This is a genomic window from Mucilaginibacter sp. BGA-UO-ETr-C110 (assembly GCF_059567985.1).
Map to the genome: position 1 here is coordinate 6,049,713 of NZ_JCAQPB010000002.1, position 17,792 is coordinate 6,067,504.

A 17,792-nucleotide genomic window follows, 5' to 3' on the forward strand; every position below is an offset into this window, starting at 1 on the left:
CGTTGTAGCTGGTACATCAACCTTTCGACTTATCTAATGAAAAACCGCGCCATTTTATTTTTGACGGCTATTGCCGCGTTTTTTATCATCAGTTTTACCATTACCGGGAATAAGGACACTTTACCCGTTGCCGACAAAAACAACGGCGGCTTGTTTTTACCCGGCCATTTTAAAGCTGTTGTGGTAGTGGATAGCCTGGCCGGGCGTGCCCGCCATCTGGCTGTTAATGATAATGGCGATGTATATGTGAAGCTCCGCTTTCCTGATTCTATAGGTGGCAACGTAGCCATGCGGGATACCAACCACGATGGAAAAGCCGATATCATCAAAAAATTCGCGGATTATGAGGATAAGGGGAGCTATGGCACAGCTATGCGTGTACATAAGGGTTATCTTTATTTTAGCTCAGAGATCAATGTATATCGGATGAAACTCAATCCCAATACATTCGTTCCAGATGGTAAGCCGGAACTGATTGTGCATGATATACATCCCCCGCAGGAGCATGATGCCAAACCGCTTGCTTTTGATAACAAAGGACATATGTATGTGGCTTTTGGTGCGCCCTCCAATGCCTGCCAGGAGCAAAATCGCGTGCCCGGATCTATGGGTATTGAAGGCTGCCCCCTGCTGAAAGAGTACGGTGGTATCTGGCAGTTTGATGAGGATAAACTTAATCAGCAGCAAACCGATGGCATGCGCTATGCTACAGGACTGCGCAGCGTAGTGGCTATGGACTGGAATACTGCCGACAACTGTTTATACGTAGTAGCGCATGGGCGTGATGACCTGCGCTTGCAGTTCCCTAAACTGTTTACCCCCTGGCAAAGCGCGGTGCTACCTGCCGAAGAGTTTTTGAAAATTAAGGAAGGTACAGATGTCGGCTGGCCATATTATTATTACGATCCTATTAAAAAGAAGAAACTCTTAAACCCGGAATATGGCGGTGATGGTAAAAAAGCGGGCGATGGCGCCAAATATGCCCAGCCTATTATGGCTTTCGCGGCGCACTGGGCGCCAAATGACCTGCTGTTTTATACCCGTAACCAGTTCCCGGCAAGGTATAAAAACGGAGCGTTTGTCGCGTTTCATGGTTCTACCAACAGGTCGCCTTATCCGCAGGCTGGTTTCTTTATTGGGTTTGTGCCTTTTAAAGGAGGGAAGCCGACTGGTTCATGGGAGATTTTTGCCGATGGATTTGCCGGGCGCACTACCATAGCAAGCGTGAGTGATGCCGTTTACCGGCCGATGGGAATATCGCAGGGGCCCGATGGTTCCTTATATATAAGCGATACCGAGAAGGGTAGGGTATGGCGTATATTTTACCAGGGCGATAAAGCCAAATTCACAACGGCCCAACTGGCAAAAATGGAATTGCGGAAAAAGCTACCAAGCTTTAAAACCCCCGACATAACGCGTAATAATTTGATGAGCGGGATGTTAACCGGCGGAGCTAAGCTGTACGCTACCTATTGCACCAATTGCCACCAGAAAAACGGTAAGGGCGATGGTAATCTTTTTCCGCCACTTGGTGGATCTGAATGGGTTACCGGGGGTAAATACATGGAAAAGGAAACGGCTATCCGGGTACTGCTTAATGGGTTGGAAGGCCCCGTGAAAGTTAAAAATGTACCTTATAATAGTGTAATGCCCAAGCATAACTTTCTGAGCGATGATCAGATCGCCCAGGTGCTGACCTATATCCGCAACAATTTTGGGAACAATAGCAGTTTGGTCACTGCGTTAGAAGTAAAAAAAGTACGTGCAAGTTTAAAAGTAAAATGATTGCTTCAAATACGATGGGTTTAGTTGTTAACCTTTACTTTTAATGCCAGCACTTCGTTTTTGGGCTTTATAAAAACATCGATGCTTAAACCACATTCGCGTAATAAACGGGTATGGTTGTAAGATACCTGTTTGTACAACTGCGGATCAAGGTTCAACAATGCCTCATTGTTTAAGATGCTGGCATATATGAACAGCTTTGACAATTTATTTCCCGACTCATCTGACACCTGGTTTAAACAATTCAAATAACCGTTGATAGTTGAATAATCATTATTTGAAATAGCGCTTTTTATTTTAAGCCCATAAAACAACGACTTCATAAAAGGAGTAAATAAATACTCTTCCTGTTTATAGGAGGCTGAAATTTCATCGTTGTTTTTCAGCAGATCGGTTTGGCTATCCAGTAAAAAATAAGCATCGCACTCGGCTATCTTTAAAAAGAAATTATAAGAGAATGATGTTTCGGCACTGGTTTTATCTATTGTATGAAGTGCGTTAACAAACCTTAATGTCTTGTAAGGTTTCTGACAGATAAAAGTAGAGTAAGCCGATAGCAGGAAAATAAGATCATTCGCCTTTCTGTTATGTATGGTTTCGCTTTGTTTTGGCGGATTAAAATAGAAGCGGGTGATCTCGGCAAAAAAGTCCTTCCTGATCATGCCATATTTCAGGTACTGATAAATAGCATTCAGACAATGCAGCGGGTTGATCGCGAATTGATGGAAATCATGCTGCGGGAAACTTTTTAATTTCGCCAGGTAATCTTCCAGTTGCTTCAAATCCAGCTGAAGTATGGCTATAGTAGCTAAAGCTGTGTAAGTAAGTACCTTTTTATGGTCAGAAAGCTCAAACTTCAATAAAGTTTGCAGTGCTTTTTTATAATCGGTATTTACCAGTTCCAGTCCAAAAAAGTAATAAAAAAGCCCGTCGCTGCAATCCTGCTTAAAATAGTTGGCAGTAGCTTCAGCGTTCGTCGACCCAAAGCAGACTCGCTGGAGTAAATCGCCTAAAAAAATGATCAGCTCCGATTTTTCTTTAGGATTAAGATTAGTTTGCGCTAAAAGCTCAAAGCTTTCCTGCTGCCCGTTTTTAACGGCATGTATCACACACCATTTGATAACCGGTAATTTATGCTCGCTGTTATTAAATGCATTGTTGATCAGTTTGATCAGCTGCAGGTCAAAACGTTGATTGTTATCTAAAAGGAGCTTGCGGGCTATGGTAAACTCCAGGAAATTATTGTTCCCGAACTGAACCATAGTTTTAAACTGAAAATCGTTGCTGGAGTTTATTTCGCGTAAAAAACCAATGCTTAGCAATTCATTATAAGCATGGCTGTATTGTTTAAGCAGATCGTTGCATTTAAACTTATCCAGCTCATATACACCAGCCTGAAAGTCCATTTCATCAACCAAGCCCTTCAATAGTAGGATCTTTTCGGTTGCGTAATGGCCCAGGTAAACCTTGTTGAGTATGAATATGGAAATGAGCTCGTATATACAGATGTGATCAATGTTGTTGAGCGAAAAATTGTTCTTGTTCTGTTTGTAATAGAATTGAAAATATAATGGATGATTGAAATTATTGGCCACATCAATGGCGATAAGGTTCTGAACATCGGGGTTTATTTTGCGGCTCAGTTCTTTGATCTCCTGAATATTAAACAGCGGCACATTAGTGGTAAGGTCATGATCTGTTATAAAACCGGTGAACCAGTTTTTAAGACCAAACTCCATATTGTGTTTATTATTGATCCAGTTAGCCGACCGCATGGTTAAAACCAGCTTAAACCACTCGTGCGATTGATAGAAAGAAAAAATATCCATTAACTGGGTAAGCACCAGTTCAAACTGATCGTTTTTGAACATGTGTTCATCAAAACCATCAATAACCAGGTAAAACTTACCATCGTTACGCTTATTGATATCAAATAGTGCTTCAATATCTTCCTCATGCGAGTAGCCCAATAGGGCCAGCAGCCAGTCGTTCAGGTCGCGGCCGCTTAAAAAAACGTTCATTAAAGCGCTGCTGCTAAAAAACAGGATGATATCGTTACTGTCTGATTCTAATTTTTCATCTATCCAATGGCAAAGTCCGATGGTTTTGCCGTAGCCGGAAGGGGCGGCAAATACAGTTGCTGTGTAATCACCTCTTAAAAATTCATCAAAATGATCGTCGATAAATTTGCGGCGGATAGTTTGGCCAAAAGGGATGCCGGAGCGATTTTTTAAAGCCTGAAGTGTAAAATGAGTGATCTTGGCCGCATTTTGACTTAGAGTTTTCCAGTCAACATGTTCGTTTTGCGATCTTTCAGAAGGTACACTTTCACGTTCGCAAAAATCATCCCAGCCTTCGTAGTCACAAAATTTTGCTAAAACATCAATGGTGAATAAAGATGGTTTGAATTTACTGTATGCAAAACCATAAACCCGTTTCAAAGTAGTTTCGCTTACGGTTAATTTCGTTTTTGAATATATTTGAAATGCAAGCGCCTTGCAATCACCCGGGGTAATGCTTCTGATATTAGCATTAGCGAGTACTCGGGATTTCAACGTTTCAAACTGAATTGGTGAAAAGGATATCATAGGCTCAAGCAATTAGGTTAATAGGTTTGTATTTATATTACGCAATTAATCTGAATAGGTTGTTGTTATTTACACAATTAATGTTACTGCTATTATTATACGGGGGTAATATCAAATAATGTTGCAGTAGTATTTTACCCCAATATTGGGCTTTTAACAAAATTTACTGTGTTTACGAGAAATGTAGAGCTGTAGGTTTTAAAATAATATTTAATGAACAAAATGAACAATAAATTGAACCGTGAATGGGAATTGAATCGGCCTGAATAAGTGAATAAGATGTATTAATAATTATCCTCAACAGCTATGTAGTTTTGAAAGGTGTAACTATTTGCACCTACCTTAACTTCATTTGCATGAGAACCTTTACCTTTTATAGCAGGTACATAATAGTTTTATGCCTGCTATTGTGTGCCACAAGCCAAATATTCGGACAACGCCATTTTGCGACAACTCAGCAAAGCGGTGCTACTGGTTTGCTTTGCTTGGGCTGCGTGGTTAACAATCAAGGCAATGCCATTGATGCGAATCTGCAAACTTTCTCCACTTTAAACGTACCAGTTGGACTTTTAGCATCAACTTACCAGGAACTTATTTTTCCAGGTACAGTTCCGGCTAATACACAACTGACCATTAAACTCGGAACCGGCGATAACTTGCTTGATGTAACACTTCTTGGAGGGGTTACTATTACTCCGTATAATGGGAACGTGGCAGGTACTCCTGTTACCGCCCCTACTTTGGCAAGCGTTGCCAGTAATAATAATCAATTGGAGCTGATTTACGCTCCAACACAAGCTTATGACAGGGTAAGGGTAACACTTAGCGGTGGCTTGTTAGGGGCATTAAGCAGTATATACCTGTATGACGCGTTTTACACTACTCCTGGTCCGCCTATTTGTAATACGACTTATGACGAATTACATGGTATATCATCAGCATTGCTTGGCCTGGGGGTAAACGTAGGAGGAGTAGCAAATCCTCAAAACGCTATTGACGGTAACCCAAATACAGCATCCACCCTTAACGCGGGTGTTGGTGCGTTAGGGGCATTTGCACAACAAACACTCATTTTCCAATCAGCATCAACTATTGGCGATTCTGTAAGGCTTACCTTAACTTTACCTAAGGCATTGCTTGATGTAGGCCTTCTTTCCGGTACATTCGTATCAACTTTTAATGGTAATACCGATAATAATGATACACAGGTTTTAAATGGATCATTACTACGTTTGCGTTTGCTTGATTTGTCAAATAACAGGCAAAGGTTAACGATTACCTTCGTGCCAACGAAGGTATTTGATCGTGTTCAGCTCAGGCTGGGTGGGATAGCCAGCGTGCTATCAACCCTTGATCTTAATGAGGCCGAGATACTGATACCGCAGCCGATAATAACAGTTAATAATGTGGCGGTAACCACGGCACAATTATGCGCCGGCAGTACAGTTACCTTAAACGCTACTGCCAACTTAGCTGGTACAACTTTTAGCTGGTATACCCAGCCAACAGGCGGCATCCCAACATTTACAGGTGCAAGTTTTACTACACCAGCTTTAACTAACAATATTACTTATTATGTATCGGCAACCCGACCGGGTTGTGCTACGGCATCTGCCCGTGCTCCGGTAACTATTAATGTTAATCAAATTCCGGTAGCACCCGTTGTCGCCAATGCTAATATTACCGTATGTCCTAACTCAACTGCAGTATTTGCGGCTACACCCGTAACAGGTGTTACTGTTAACTGGTATGCAGCGGCAACCGGTGGAACGTCATTGTTTACAGGAAATACTTTTACCAGTCCTGCTTTAAGCGCTACTACAAGTTATTATGCCGAAGCAGTAAGCGGGGGTACCTGCGTAAGTACTACACGTACTAAAGTAACGGCTACTATAAGCCCGTTACCTGCAGCACCGACAGTGACTACACCAAACGTAACTATTTGCGATGGTGATGTAGCAGTACTGGCCATTGCTTCGCCTGTAGCCGGACAAACTTACAACTGGTATGCTGCCGCAACAGGTGGTACGCCATTGTTTACCGGAACTAACTTTACAAGCCCTGCTTTAACTGCCAACACTATTTATTATGTTGAAGCGGTTAACGCTGCCGGTTGTGCAAGCGGTACCCGTGCTGCTGCCAATGTAACTGTAACACCTAAACCAGCAGCTCCTACGCTGACAGTAAATAACTCAACCATAGTAGCAGGCCAAACAGCTACCATCAATGTAAGTAACGCGCAAACAGGTATTACTTATAAATGGTATTCTTCGGCAGCGGCGGCTACACCTGTTTTTACAGGCAATCCGTTCATAACACCAGCACTTTTCAGTACTACTACTTATTATGTAGCTGCTGTTAACGCTACTGGTTGCGAATCGGCTACACGTACACCGATAACCATTACGGTAACCATCAATAATAATTCGCCTTGTACATTTGCTAATCAGCAAAGCTCGGCCATTAATGGTTTGTGTTTATTATGTTCTATTAATAACGATGTCCTTGCAGCTGATGCCGACACAACTACGGCATCAACCATAACTGTACCTGTTGGACTTTTAGGCGGATCGGCTTCACAAACCTTGATATTCCCTAACCCCGGTTTTGCAGGCGATACCATTAAGCTTGCTTTACAAACACCAGGCGGTTTAGCCGATGTAAGTTTGCTTGGCGGAATAACTGTTGCTGTTTACAATGGAGGAACATTGGTAGGCAGCTATCCGCTTAATAATTCATTGCTGACTTTAAGGTTGCTAAGTGGAACCGGTAAGTATGCAGCATATATACCCGCTGTTGGGAATTATGACCGTATAGTAGTAACCCTTAATTCGGGTGTTGCTACCTTGCTTACCTCATTACAGATCTACTACGCGGTACAGCAATATCCAACACCGAAATTTAATCCGGCCGCCCCTGAAATTTGCAAAGGCAGCCCGGCTACGCTGACTATTACATCACCAACACCTGCTAACGGAACTTTTAGCTGGTTTACTACGCCAACTGGTGGTGCTGCTGTTCATACCGGAACATCTTATACTACTCCTGCTTTAACCGCAAATACAACTTATTATGTTGAATACAGCCGTAGCGGAAGTTGCGTAAGCCCAACACGGGCCCCGGTACAGGTAATAGTGGACGATGCACCGGTGAAACCAGTTGTAACGCCTTCGAGCGCTACGATACTGGCCGGACAAACAGCTACTTTCAAAGCTACTGTTGTAAACGGAGCCACTATAAAATGGTATACTTCTGCAACCGGTGGCACACCAGTATTTACAGGCAGCACTTTCACTACCCCGGTATTGAATGCTAATACTACATACTACGCCGAAGCTTCATTAGGTAGTTGCGTATCACCAGACAGAACTGCTGTACCTGTAACCGTTACTCCAATAGTAATACCTGATGTAAGCGTTAATCCGCCAACACAATCAGTTAACATAGGAACAACCGGTACCATAACCGCGAGTTCAACCACTCCCGGAACTGTATTTAACTGGTACACTACACCAACCGGTGGTACCCCGATATTTACAGGAGCAACTTTTGTAACTCCGCCTGTATTTGCCAATACTACTTATTATGCCGAAGCTGTAGTAACAGCAACCGGCGCAAAATCAGCCACCCGTGCACCAGCAGTAGTTAACATTATCCCTGTTGGTACTGACCCGGTAGCCTGCGCCGCCGCCACAGCACAAACCAATTCTGTTAATGGTTTATGTTTATTGTGCGGTATCACCAACGCTGGTGGAGCAATTGATAACGATCGTAATACATTCTCACAAATACACGTACCAATAGGTTTATTAGGCGCTTCGGGACAGCAAACATTGCAATTTGCCCATGCAGGTATTGTGGGTGATAGCGTTATTGTTGAATTGGGTATCCCTGGTTCACTGGCCGACGTAGGTGTGTTATCACAAATTCAGATAGGTACTTATAATGGAGGCACTTTCAATAACGACTTCTTTACCGTAAACGGATCTTTATTAAATGTTACTTTATTGAACGGCACAAGCCGTTTCAGGGTAGCCTTTAAAGCTGGTGCCGCATTTGACCGGGTTGAAGTCCAGTTTAACTCAGGTTTAGCCGGCTTACTGAATACCGTAAATGTTTATGACGCTTACCAGTCGGTAGCTACACCTACTATTGGCACTGCTAACGTAAGCACTTGTCAGGGTACAACCGCTACGCTGACCGCCAACAACGTACCGGCCAACGTAACTATCAAATGGTATACTGCCGCTTCAGGTGGCACACCTGTATTTACAGGTGCAAACTTTATTACGCCTGTACTCAATACGACTACCACTTATTATGCCGAGGCCAGCCGTACTGTTGATGGTTGCGCTCAAGCTAAACGCACACCGGCAACTGTAACCATTGTTCCGGCACCAGCCGCTCCGGTGGCTAACGCTACAACGGTAGCTGTATGTTCTGGTCAACCGGCCATATTCACAGTACAAGCTGTTAATGGCGTTACCTTTACCTGGTATGCTACTGCAACCGGTGGCACTCCATTATTTACCGGCCCACAATTTACCAGCCCGGCGTTAACTGCTAATACTTCCTACTACGTTCAGGCTAATGCAGGTTCATGCGGAAGTTCTGCCCGTACCCAGGTAACGGCTAATGTAATTACAACGCCTACAGTACCAAACGTAGTTACACCGGTTCAAATATGCTCTGGCTCATCAGCTGTATTAGCTGCTTCATCAACCCAGGCTGGTGTTACCTTTAACTGGTACACTACCGCTACCGGAGGCACACCAGTAGCTTCGGGCGCTCAATTTACTACCCCGGCATTAACTGCCAGTACATCATATTACGTTGAAGCTGCGTCAACAGGGGGCTGCACCAGCTCAACAAGGGCAAAAGCGGATGTGTCGGTTAATCCGACACCCGTTGCGCCTAATATCACTGCCCCTGGACAGGTGACATCGGGCCAGGCCGTTACTTTATCAGTCACATCGCCTACAGTGGGCATCACCTATAAATGGTACCTTTCTGCAACAGGCGGTACCTCTATATTTACAGGTACTTCATTAACTACTCCGCCTTTAACTTCAAATACCTCCTATTATGTGGAGGCAAGTACTGCTGCGGGTTGTACAAGTGCAACTCGTACTTCGGTAACTATTATAGTTAACCCTATATTCTCAACCAGTTGCGATTTCGCGTCAACACAAACATTTGATGTAAACGGCGGCCTGCTTTGCGTTGGTTGTGCAGTGAACAATCCTAATAATTCAGTTGACCAGGATACCACCAACTTTAGCCAGTTGAGCGTTCCAATCGGTTTGGTTGGATCAAACGTATCGCAGAAATTAATATTCAGCGATGCAGGTGCTGTGGGTGATACCGTAACTGTTAAAATAGCAGTTCCTGCGAGCTTAGCTACCGTGGGTGTATTGAACCAATTACAAATAGCTTCCTATAACGGAAACACTTATAATAATGACCGCGTTACTTTAAGCAGCAACCTGCTGAAAATTACATTGCTGAACGGTAACCAGACCGCCTTAGTGAAGTTTGCTCCGCAAACGGCATTTGACAGGGTCGAGATCAGGTATAACGGTGCTTTAGCATCAGTATTTAATACACTGAATATTTACTATGCTACCAAGCAGGTAGAAGCGCCAAGACTTGCCGCGAATGCTGTAAGTATCTGCTCAGGCAGTACGGCTACCTTTACCGTGAACAACGCACGTGCAGGTGTACAGTACAAATGGTACACTTCAGCAACTGGCGGCACTTCGGTACATACCGGTTCAACATTTACAACTGCGGCATTAAACGCCACAACAACTTATTACGTAGAAAGCAGCCGCGTATCCAGCAGCTGTGCTAACCCAAACAGGGTAGCTGCAACTGCCAATGTTACCCCTGCACCGGTTAACCCGGTTCTGGCACAAGCGTCTGTACAAGTGTGTTCAGGTTCATCTGCAGTGTTAACCGTTTCACCTACACAAGCAGGTGTGGTATATAACTGGTATGCAGCAGCAACAGGCGGTACACCAATATTTACAGGTGCACAGTTTACAACCCCAACACTTACTGCCAATACATCTTATTATGTAGAAGCATCAGCAAATGGTTGTGTTAGTCCGGCCCGTACCAAAGCAGACGCGGTAGTTAGTCCTTTACCAGTTGCTCCAACAGTAGCAGTAAGCCCGGCCGGTGGTCAGGTCACAACAGGAAGCTCAGCTACGCTGACCGCCAGTTCAACTACTGCAGGTGCTATCTTCAAATGGTATACTACAGCAACCGGCGGAACACCAGTGTTTACAGGATCGGTATTTATTACCCCACCTTTAACCGCTACTACAACTTATTATGCTGAAAGCTCACTGGCTTCAGGTTGCGTAAGCGCGCAACGTACCCCAGTGATCCTGACTGTTACTCAGCCTATCATTATACCGGATGTGGCCGTTAATCCGCCAACACAAACTGTTAACGCGGGTACTTCGGGCAGCTTAACAGCGTCATCAACTACACCAGGTGCTGTATTTAACTGGTTTACTACGCCAACCGGTGGTACCAGCATATTTACAGGACCAAACTTTGTAAGCCCTGCCGTATTTGGACAGGTTACTTATTATGCTGAGTCAAGTATCCCTGCTACCGGAGCTGTATCTGCTTCAAGAGCATCGGGTATAATTAATGTAAACGCAATTGGGCCTAACCCGGTTCCTTGCGACGCGGCGATCGATCAAACCAATTCAGTAAGCGGCATCTGTTTACTGTGCGGTGTGAGCAATCCTGGCGGCTCTGTTGATAACAACAGCGAGACTTTCTCACAAATACACGTACCGGTAGGTTTACTGGGCGGATCGGCACAACAAACCCTGCGTTTTGCCAATACAGGTATTGTTGGTGACAGTGTAACTGTTGATCTGGGTATACCAGGCTCACTAGCCGATGTAGGCTTACTTTCACAGATCCAGGTAGCAACCTACAATGGCTCGACTTATAACGGCGACCGTGTTACCGTGAACGGATCATTACTTGTTATTCGTTTATTGAACGGAACCAGCCGTTTCCAATATAAATTTAAAGCAGCCCATACATTTGACAGGGTAGAGATCACCTTTAACTCAGGTGTTGCAGGCTTGCTGGCAGCAGTAAATGTTTATGATGCTTATCAATCAGTAGCAGCACCAACCATCAGCGCGCCAAATGTTACTATTTGCCAGGGATCGCAAGCTACTTTAACTGCAACCGTACCTGCTAATGTTACCGTAAGATGGTATACTTCGGCAAGCGGCGGTACAGCAGTATTTACCGGTGCTACATTTACAACCCCGGTATTGAATGCCACTACAACTTATTATGCCGAAGCCAGCCGCACCGCTGATGGTTGCGCCCAGGCTGTACGCACACCGGCTAAAGTGACTGTTACTCCGGCACCTGCTAAACCAGTTGTTGCCATACCAACAGTAACTATATGTTCTGGTCAGCCAGCCACATTTACTGCACAGGCAGTTGCAGGCGTTACCTTTAACTGGTATACCACTCCAACGGGAGGCACACCAGTATTTACAGGTAATCCGTTCACAACCGGTTTATTAACAACAACTACTACTTATTATGTTGAAGCTTCGAGCGCGGCATCTTGCGGTAGTTCAACCCGTACGCAGGTAACTGCTAATGTAGTGGCTACACCACTGGTGCCAATTGTATCGCAAACACCGGTGTCAACCTGTTCCGGTTCATCAGCTGTATTGTCGGCTACTTCAACCCAGCAAGGTGTTACCTTTAGCTGGTATACTACTCCAACAGGTGGCACACCAGTAGCTACAGGTGCACAGTTTACAACACCAACATTAACTGCCAACACTTCATATTATGTTGAAGCCGCAGCAGGTGGTTGCACCAGCTCAACAAGGGCCAAAGCAGATGTGATTGTTAATCCAACACCTGTTGCTCCGGTTGTTACCTCAAACGCTCCGGGCGGACAGATCACATCTGGCCAAACAGCTACTTTAACTGCTACATCAACCACTGCAGGTGCTACCTTTAAATGGTATACCTCAGCAACCGGTGGTACAGCAATATTTACGGGAGCTTCATTTACTACTCCGCCTTTAACATCAAACACTACTTACTATGTTGAGGCTGTGTTAACAAGCTCTGGTTGTACCAGCGTAACACGTACTGCGGTTACTGTTAAAGTAAATCCGATATTCTCAACCAGTTGCGATTTCGCATCCACCCAAACATTTGATGTGAACGGCGGCCTGGTTTGTATTGCCTGCGGTGTAACTGATGAAAATAATTCAGTTGACCAGGATACTACCAACTTCAGCCAGTTGCATCTACCTATCAGCGTATTGGGCTCATATGTAGCTCAGAAACTGATATTTGCTGACCAGGGTCTTGTGGGTGACACAGTAACCTTGAAAATAAGTGTTCCAGCAAGTCTGGCCGATATAAATGTGTTAGGATCTATCCAGTTAGCCTCATACAACGGCACTACATATAATAACGACCGTATTACACTGAGCAGTAACTTAATAAAAATAGCTATCCTGCCTGGCGGGCAAACAGCCATCATCAAATTCGCGCCAAAAGCAGGATTTGACAGGGTTGAAGTTCGTCTGAACTCAGGCTTAGCAACATTGTTAACTACGCTTAATATCTATTACGCGACCAAACAGGTTGAAGCACCAAGGCTGGCTACCAATACGCAAAACATTTGCGCGGGTGGTACTGCTACATTTACAGTGAGCAACCCACGCGCCGGCGTAACTTACAGATGGTATAGTGCGGCAGTAGGAGGTACACTGCTACACACAGGTACAAGCTATAGCCCAACCAATATACTGGCAACTACTACTTATTATGTAGAGAGCAGTCATACCGCAACCTTATGTCCTAATCCGAACAGGGTAGGTGCAACGGCTAACGTTACGCCATCACCGGTAAACCCGGTATTGAGCAGCTTCCCTGCTGAGATTTGTGCGGGTCAGCAAGTAACCCTTACAGTAACTAATGCTAACGGGGCTACTATTAACTGGTATACATCATTAACCGGTGGAACACCAGTATTTACAGGTGCAAGCTTTAACGTAACACCAGTATCAAATATCACTTACTATGCTGAGGCCGTAAACGGTTCTTGTACCAGCCCGGCGCGTACGCCAGCTGCAATAAAAGTTGATCAGCTGCCATCGAAACCAGGTGTAGCATCACCAAACGTGGCAGTTTGCTTAGGCAGTCCGGCTGCACTGGCAGTAACTTTGCCAGAGGCGGGTGTTACCTATAATTGGTATACTGCAGCTACCGGCGGTACATTGGCACATACCGGACCTACATTTACTACCCCGGCTATTACACAAAGTATCACCTACTACATTGAAGCCACTAACTCTACCACCAGCTGCGTGAATGGTGGTGGTCGTACAGTGGTGAATGTTACACCAAACAGTTTGCCTATTGCGCCAACATTGAGCGCTACGCAAAGTTCAGTTTGTAACGGCGGTAGTCTTACATTAAGTGTGACTAACCCGGTTGCAGGTATTACCTATAACTGGTATACTACAGCTACCGGTACTACAATTGCGTTTACCGGTACCTCATTCGCTCTTACTAATTTAACTGCGAGTGCTACTTACTATGTTGAAGCGGTAAGTACAAGCAATTGTACCAGTACTACTCGTACACAAACAACTATTACAGTGTTACCGGTACCTCCAACACCTGTAATACAGATACCAACAGGTGGTTTAACCGCTTGTTCAGGATCATCAGCTACTATCAATATATCTAACCCGCAACCAGGGTTAGTTTACAGATGGTACGATGCACCTGTTAACGGAACGTTGTTATTTACCGGGACACAATTTATTACACCAGCTTTAACTGCAACTACAACTTACTATGTTGAGGCAGCAAGTGCAGGTAACTGTAATTCATCAGCACGTGCACAGGCCACGGTAACAATTACTCCGCTTCCATCAGATCCGGACCTGACCTTGGCTAACGTACAGGTATGTTTAGGCAGCCCTGCTACATTATCAATCAAAACACCACAGGCTGGTATTACTTATAAATGGTACACCGATGTTACTAGAACTCACTTACTGTTTACTGGTAACCCATATTTAACCGGCCCTATAACTGCAACTACCGATGTTTATGTAGAAGCAGTAAACGCTACAGGTTGCAGCAGCAGTAGCTTTGCTTTTGCACAAATTACTGTTGTACCAGCACCACAATCACCAGTAATCGCAGGTGGTAACACGGTGCCAACTTGTTCGGGATCCGCTGCTACATTAGCTATTTCTAATCCGAGTGTGCTGCTTACTTACAAATGGTACAGCTCAGCTACCGGTGGTGTAGCATTAGCAAGTGGGGTAACTTTCACCACACCTGTATTAACAGCTAATACTTCATATTATGCAGAAGCATCTAACAGCATAGGTTGTACTTCGGCCACCCGTACTAAAGTTGATGTGGTTGTTAACACATTGCCTAACGGGCCAACAGTAACTACCCAGGCTGGTTCGTCAACACCAACTGTGTGTGCAGGCGGTTCGGCAGTATTGATTGCAGCAAGTACTACGCCTGGGGTAACCTTTAAATGGTACAATGTAGCAACCGGCGGCACACCGATATTTACAGGTGCTACATTTACTACCCCGGTGATTACAGCAGCTACTACTTATTATGTAGAGGCAGTAAGTACTACCACAGGTTGTACCTCAAGTTCACCACGCACTTCGGTAACTATTAATATTGATAACACCAAAGCACCAGACCCTACAGTTGATGCGACCAGCTTAACTACTTGTCAAAACAGTGCAGCTACTATCAAAATAACTAACCCTGTAGCTGGCACAACTTATAGCTGGTATACATCAGCAAGCGGCGGAACTTCTGTACATACAGGTTCAACCTTTACAACACCGGTGTTAACTGCCGATGTAACCTATTATGTTGAAGCTACAAACGCGCAAAGCTGTAATGCCTCAACAAGGATAGCTGCACCGGTGAAAGTAACGCCTCAACCACAAACACCAACGGTTTCTGTTCCGAATCCGCAGGTATGTTTAGGTAGTTTGGCAACGCTTTCTGTAGCATCACCACAACCAGGTATTACTTATAACTGGTATACCGATGCTGGCAGAACCAACCTGGTAAATACAGGATCAAGCTTCTCGCTCGGAGCTGTTAACGCTAATGCCACTTATTATGTAGAAGCAGCAAGCGGATCATGCTCAAGTTCAGGTTTGGCAACAGTGCAGGTAACTGCGGTTCCGGCACCTGGAGCACCGGTAATAGCGGGTGGTAATTCTGTAAATAATTGCGCAGGAGGTTCAGTAACATTAACTATCGATAACCCGCAACCAGGCTTTACTTATAACTGGTATAGCTCAGCAAGTGGTGGTACTGCATTAGCAAGCGGCACAAGCTTTATTACGCCTACGCTTACTACCAATACTATTTACTTTGCCGAGGCAGTAAATACTACAGGTTGCCCATCTGCTTCACGTACAAGCGTTACTGTTACCGTAACATCTGCACCAATAGCACCACAGGCAAGTACTCAGGGTACATCTATATGCCCTGGAACAAGCACTACAATATCAGCTACAAGCGCTACACCAGGTGCTCTTATAAAATGGTACGCTGCTAATACAGGTGGTGCGGCACTATTTACCGGTACTAACTTTACTACACCGGTATTATCTGCAAACACTACTTATTATGCCGAAGCCGAAGTTACAGGCGGTTGCGTGTCAACCACCAGAACACCAGTAACTGTTACCATGCTTACTCCGCTGGCTACGCCGGTAGTTTCCGTAGGCTCAACTACTGCAGAAAGCATAACCTTTACATGGGCTGCTGTTACAGGAGCCACTGGTTACCAGGTCAGCTTAGATAACGGACAGCACTTTGTTGCACCAAGCACCGGCGCAGCAGGCTTAAGCCATACTGTAACCGGCTTACAACCTGGGCAAACGGCTACCATTATTGTACGTGCCACCGGAAGCACGGATTGTCAGCTAAGCGCTAACTCTGCTGCCGTAACCGGAACTACAAGCAACCCTTTTGGCAACGGATTATTTATACCGAATGCGTTTACTCCTAACGGTGATGGAAATAACGACATACTGTACGTTTATGGAACTACTATCAACACCTTATCATTATCCATATACGACCAATGGGGTGAGTTGCAATTCAAATCAACTAATAAAGCAAGCGGATGGGATGGTACCTATAAAGGCACCAAGCAGCCGGTAGGTGTATATGTTTATTATGTTGAAGCTACCATGAATGATGGTCAGGTAATCAAGAAAAAGGGTACAGTTACGCTATTAAGATAAGGCCTTTGTAAGTGCGGTATCATGTAGCAACTACATGATACTGCACTTTATGACCGCATCACAATTAATAAAACTACTATGAAAAAAAGAGTTATAGTTATCATGGCAATACTGCTTCAGATTGGAGCAATAAGTCAATTAAAGGCGCAGATCGATCCGCATTTTTCGCAGTATTACGCCTATCCCCTGTACCTGAACCCAGCCTTAACCGGTGTGATCAATGGGGATACCCGTATCAATGCGAACTTTAAAAATCAGTACGCAACCATCAACAACGCGTATCAGACGGGTGCCTTGTCTGTTGATTTCAGGCCAACTGATAAAGTGGCGGTAGGTTTTAATGTGATCAATCAGGCTGCGGGTGATGTAGGATATAACTATTTTGCTGCTTATGGATCTTTTGGTTATGCCATAGCGGTATCAAATGATGGCTATAAAAAAGTAAGCTTTGGTGTGCAGGCGGGTATAATTAACCGTAGCTTCGATCCTACAAAGGCCCAGTTCGGCAGCCAGTTTAACCCAAGCAGCGGTTTTGATCCATCGTTGCCAAGTAACGAAAACTTTTTAAATACAAATGCTACCATCTTTGATGCGGGCGCGGGTGTTTTTTATTATGATGGTGATCCCCTGCATAACGCCAACTTTTTTGGTGGTGTAAGTGTATCCCACCTTGCCAGGTCAAAAGACCCGTTTGCGGTTGATGGTAGTAGTCTTAAGTTACCCATACGCTATACTGTACACGCTGGTATACGTATAAAAGCTTCTGATTATTTTGATATTATTCCGCATGCCATTTATATGAGGCAACAAAAAGCCGAAGAAAAAGCCGTAGGTGCTTATTCAGAATTAAAACTACAGGATGATAAAGGTTTAATATTGGGCGGTATGTATCGTTTTAAGGATGCGGCTATTGCTAACATAGGATACCATGTTAACAGCTTGATCATAGGCGCCAGTTATGATTTCAATACATCATCGCTTACCCGGGCCACATCTGGCAACGGAGGTATTGAATTATCAATAAGTTATGTATTTCGTAAACGCATCCAGGAACCGGAAGCAGTTTGCCCAAGGCTTTAAA

4 protein-coding genes are annotated in these 17,792 nt (G+C 44.5%); 3 read left to right on the plus strand and 1 reads right to left on the minus strand.

The genetic code is table 11. The annotated features are described in order from the left end of the window. Nucleotides 1-36 precede the first annotated feature (36 nt). Nucleotides 37-1,785 carry a PQQ-dependent sugar dehydrogenase gene (locus tag AC57BQ_RS26090; protein WP_496409039.1) on the plus strand — a complete coding sequence of 583 codons (1,749 nt, stop codon included), beginning with the start codon at nucleotides 37-39 and terminating at the stop codon, nucleotides 1,783-1,785. A 20-nt stretch (nucleotides 1,786-1,805) separates the two neighbouring features. On the opposite strand, the gene AC57BQ_RS26095 is transcribed toward AC57BQ_RS26090, so the two are convergent. Beyond that, on the minus strand, nucleotides 1,806-4,373 hold the full coding sequence (locus AC57BQ_RS26095) for a hypothetical protein (protein WP_496409040.1): 2,568 nt from the start codon (nucleotides 4,371-4,373) through the stop codon (nucleotides 1,806-1,808). Between the two features lie 356 nt (nucleotides 4,374-4,729). On the opposite strand from AC57BQ_RS26095, the gene AC57BQ_RS26100 reads away from it, so the two are divergent. Both AC57BQ_RS26100 and AC57BQ_RS26105 read left to right on the plus strand, forming a co-directional pair. Then, complete coding sequence (locus AC57BQ_RS26100; protein WP_496409041.1) at nucleotides 4,730-16,711, plus strand: Ig-like domain-containing protein; 11,982 nt, start codon at nucleotides 4,730-4,732, stop codon at nucleotides 16,709-16,711. A 78-nt stretch (nucleotides 16,712-16,789) separates the two neighbouring features. Beyond that, complete coding sequence (locus AC57BQ_RS26105; RefSeq protein WP_496409042.1) at nucleotides 16,790-17,791, plus strand: PorP/SprF family type IX secretion system membrane protein; 1,002 nt, start codon at nucleotides 16,790-16,792, stop codon at nucleotides 17,789-17,791. The last annotated feature ends 1 nt before the right edge of the window (nucleotide 17,792 follow it).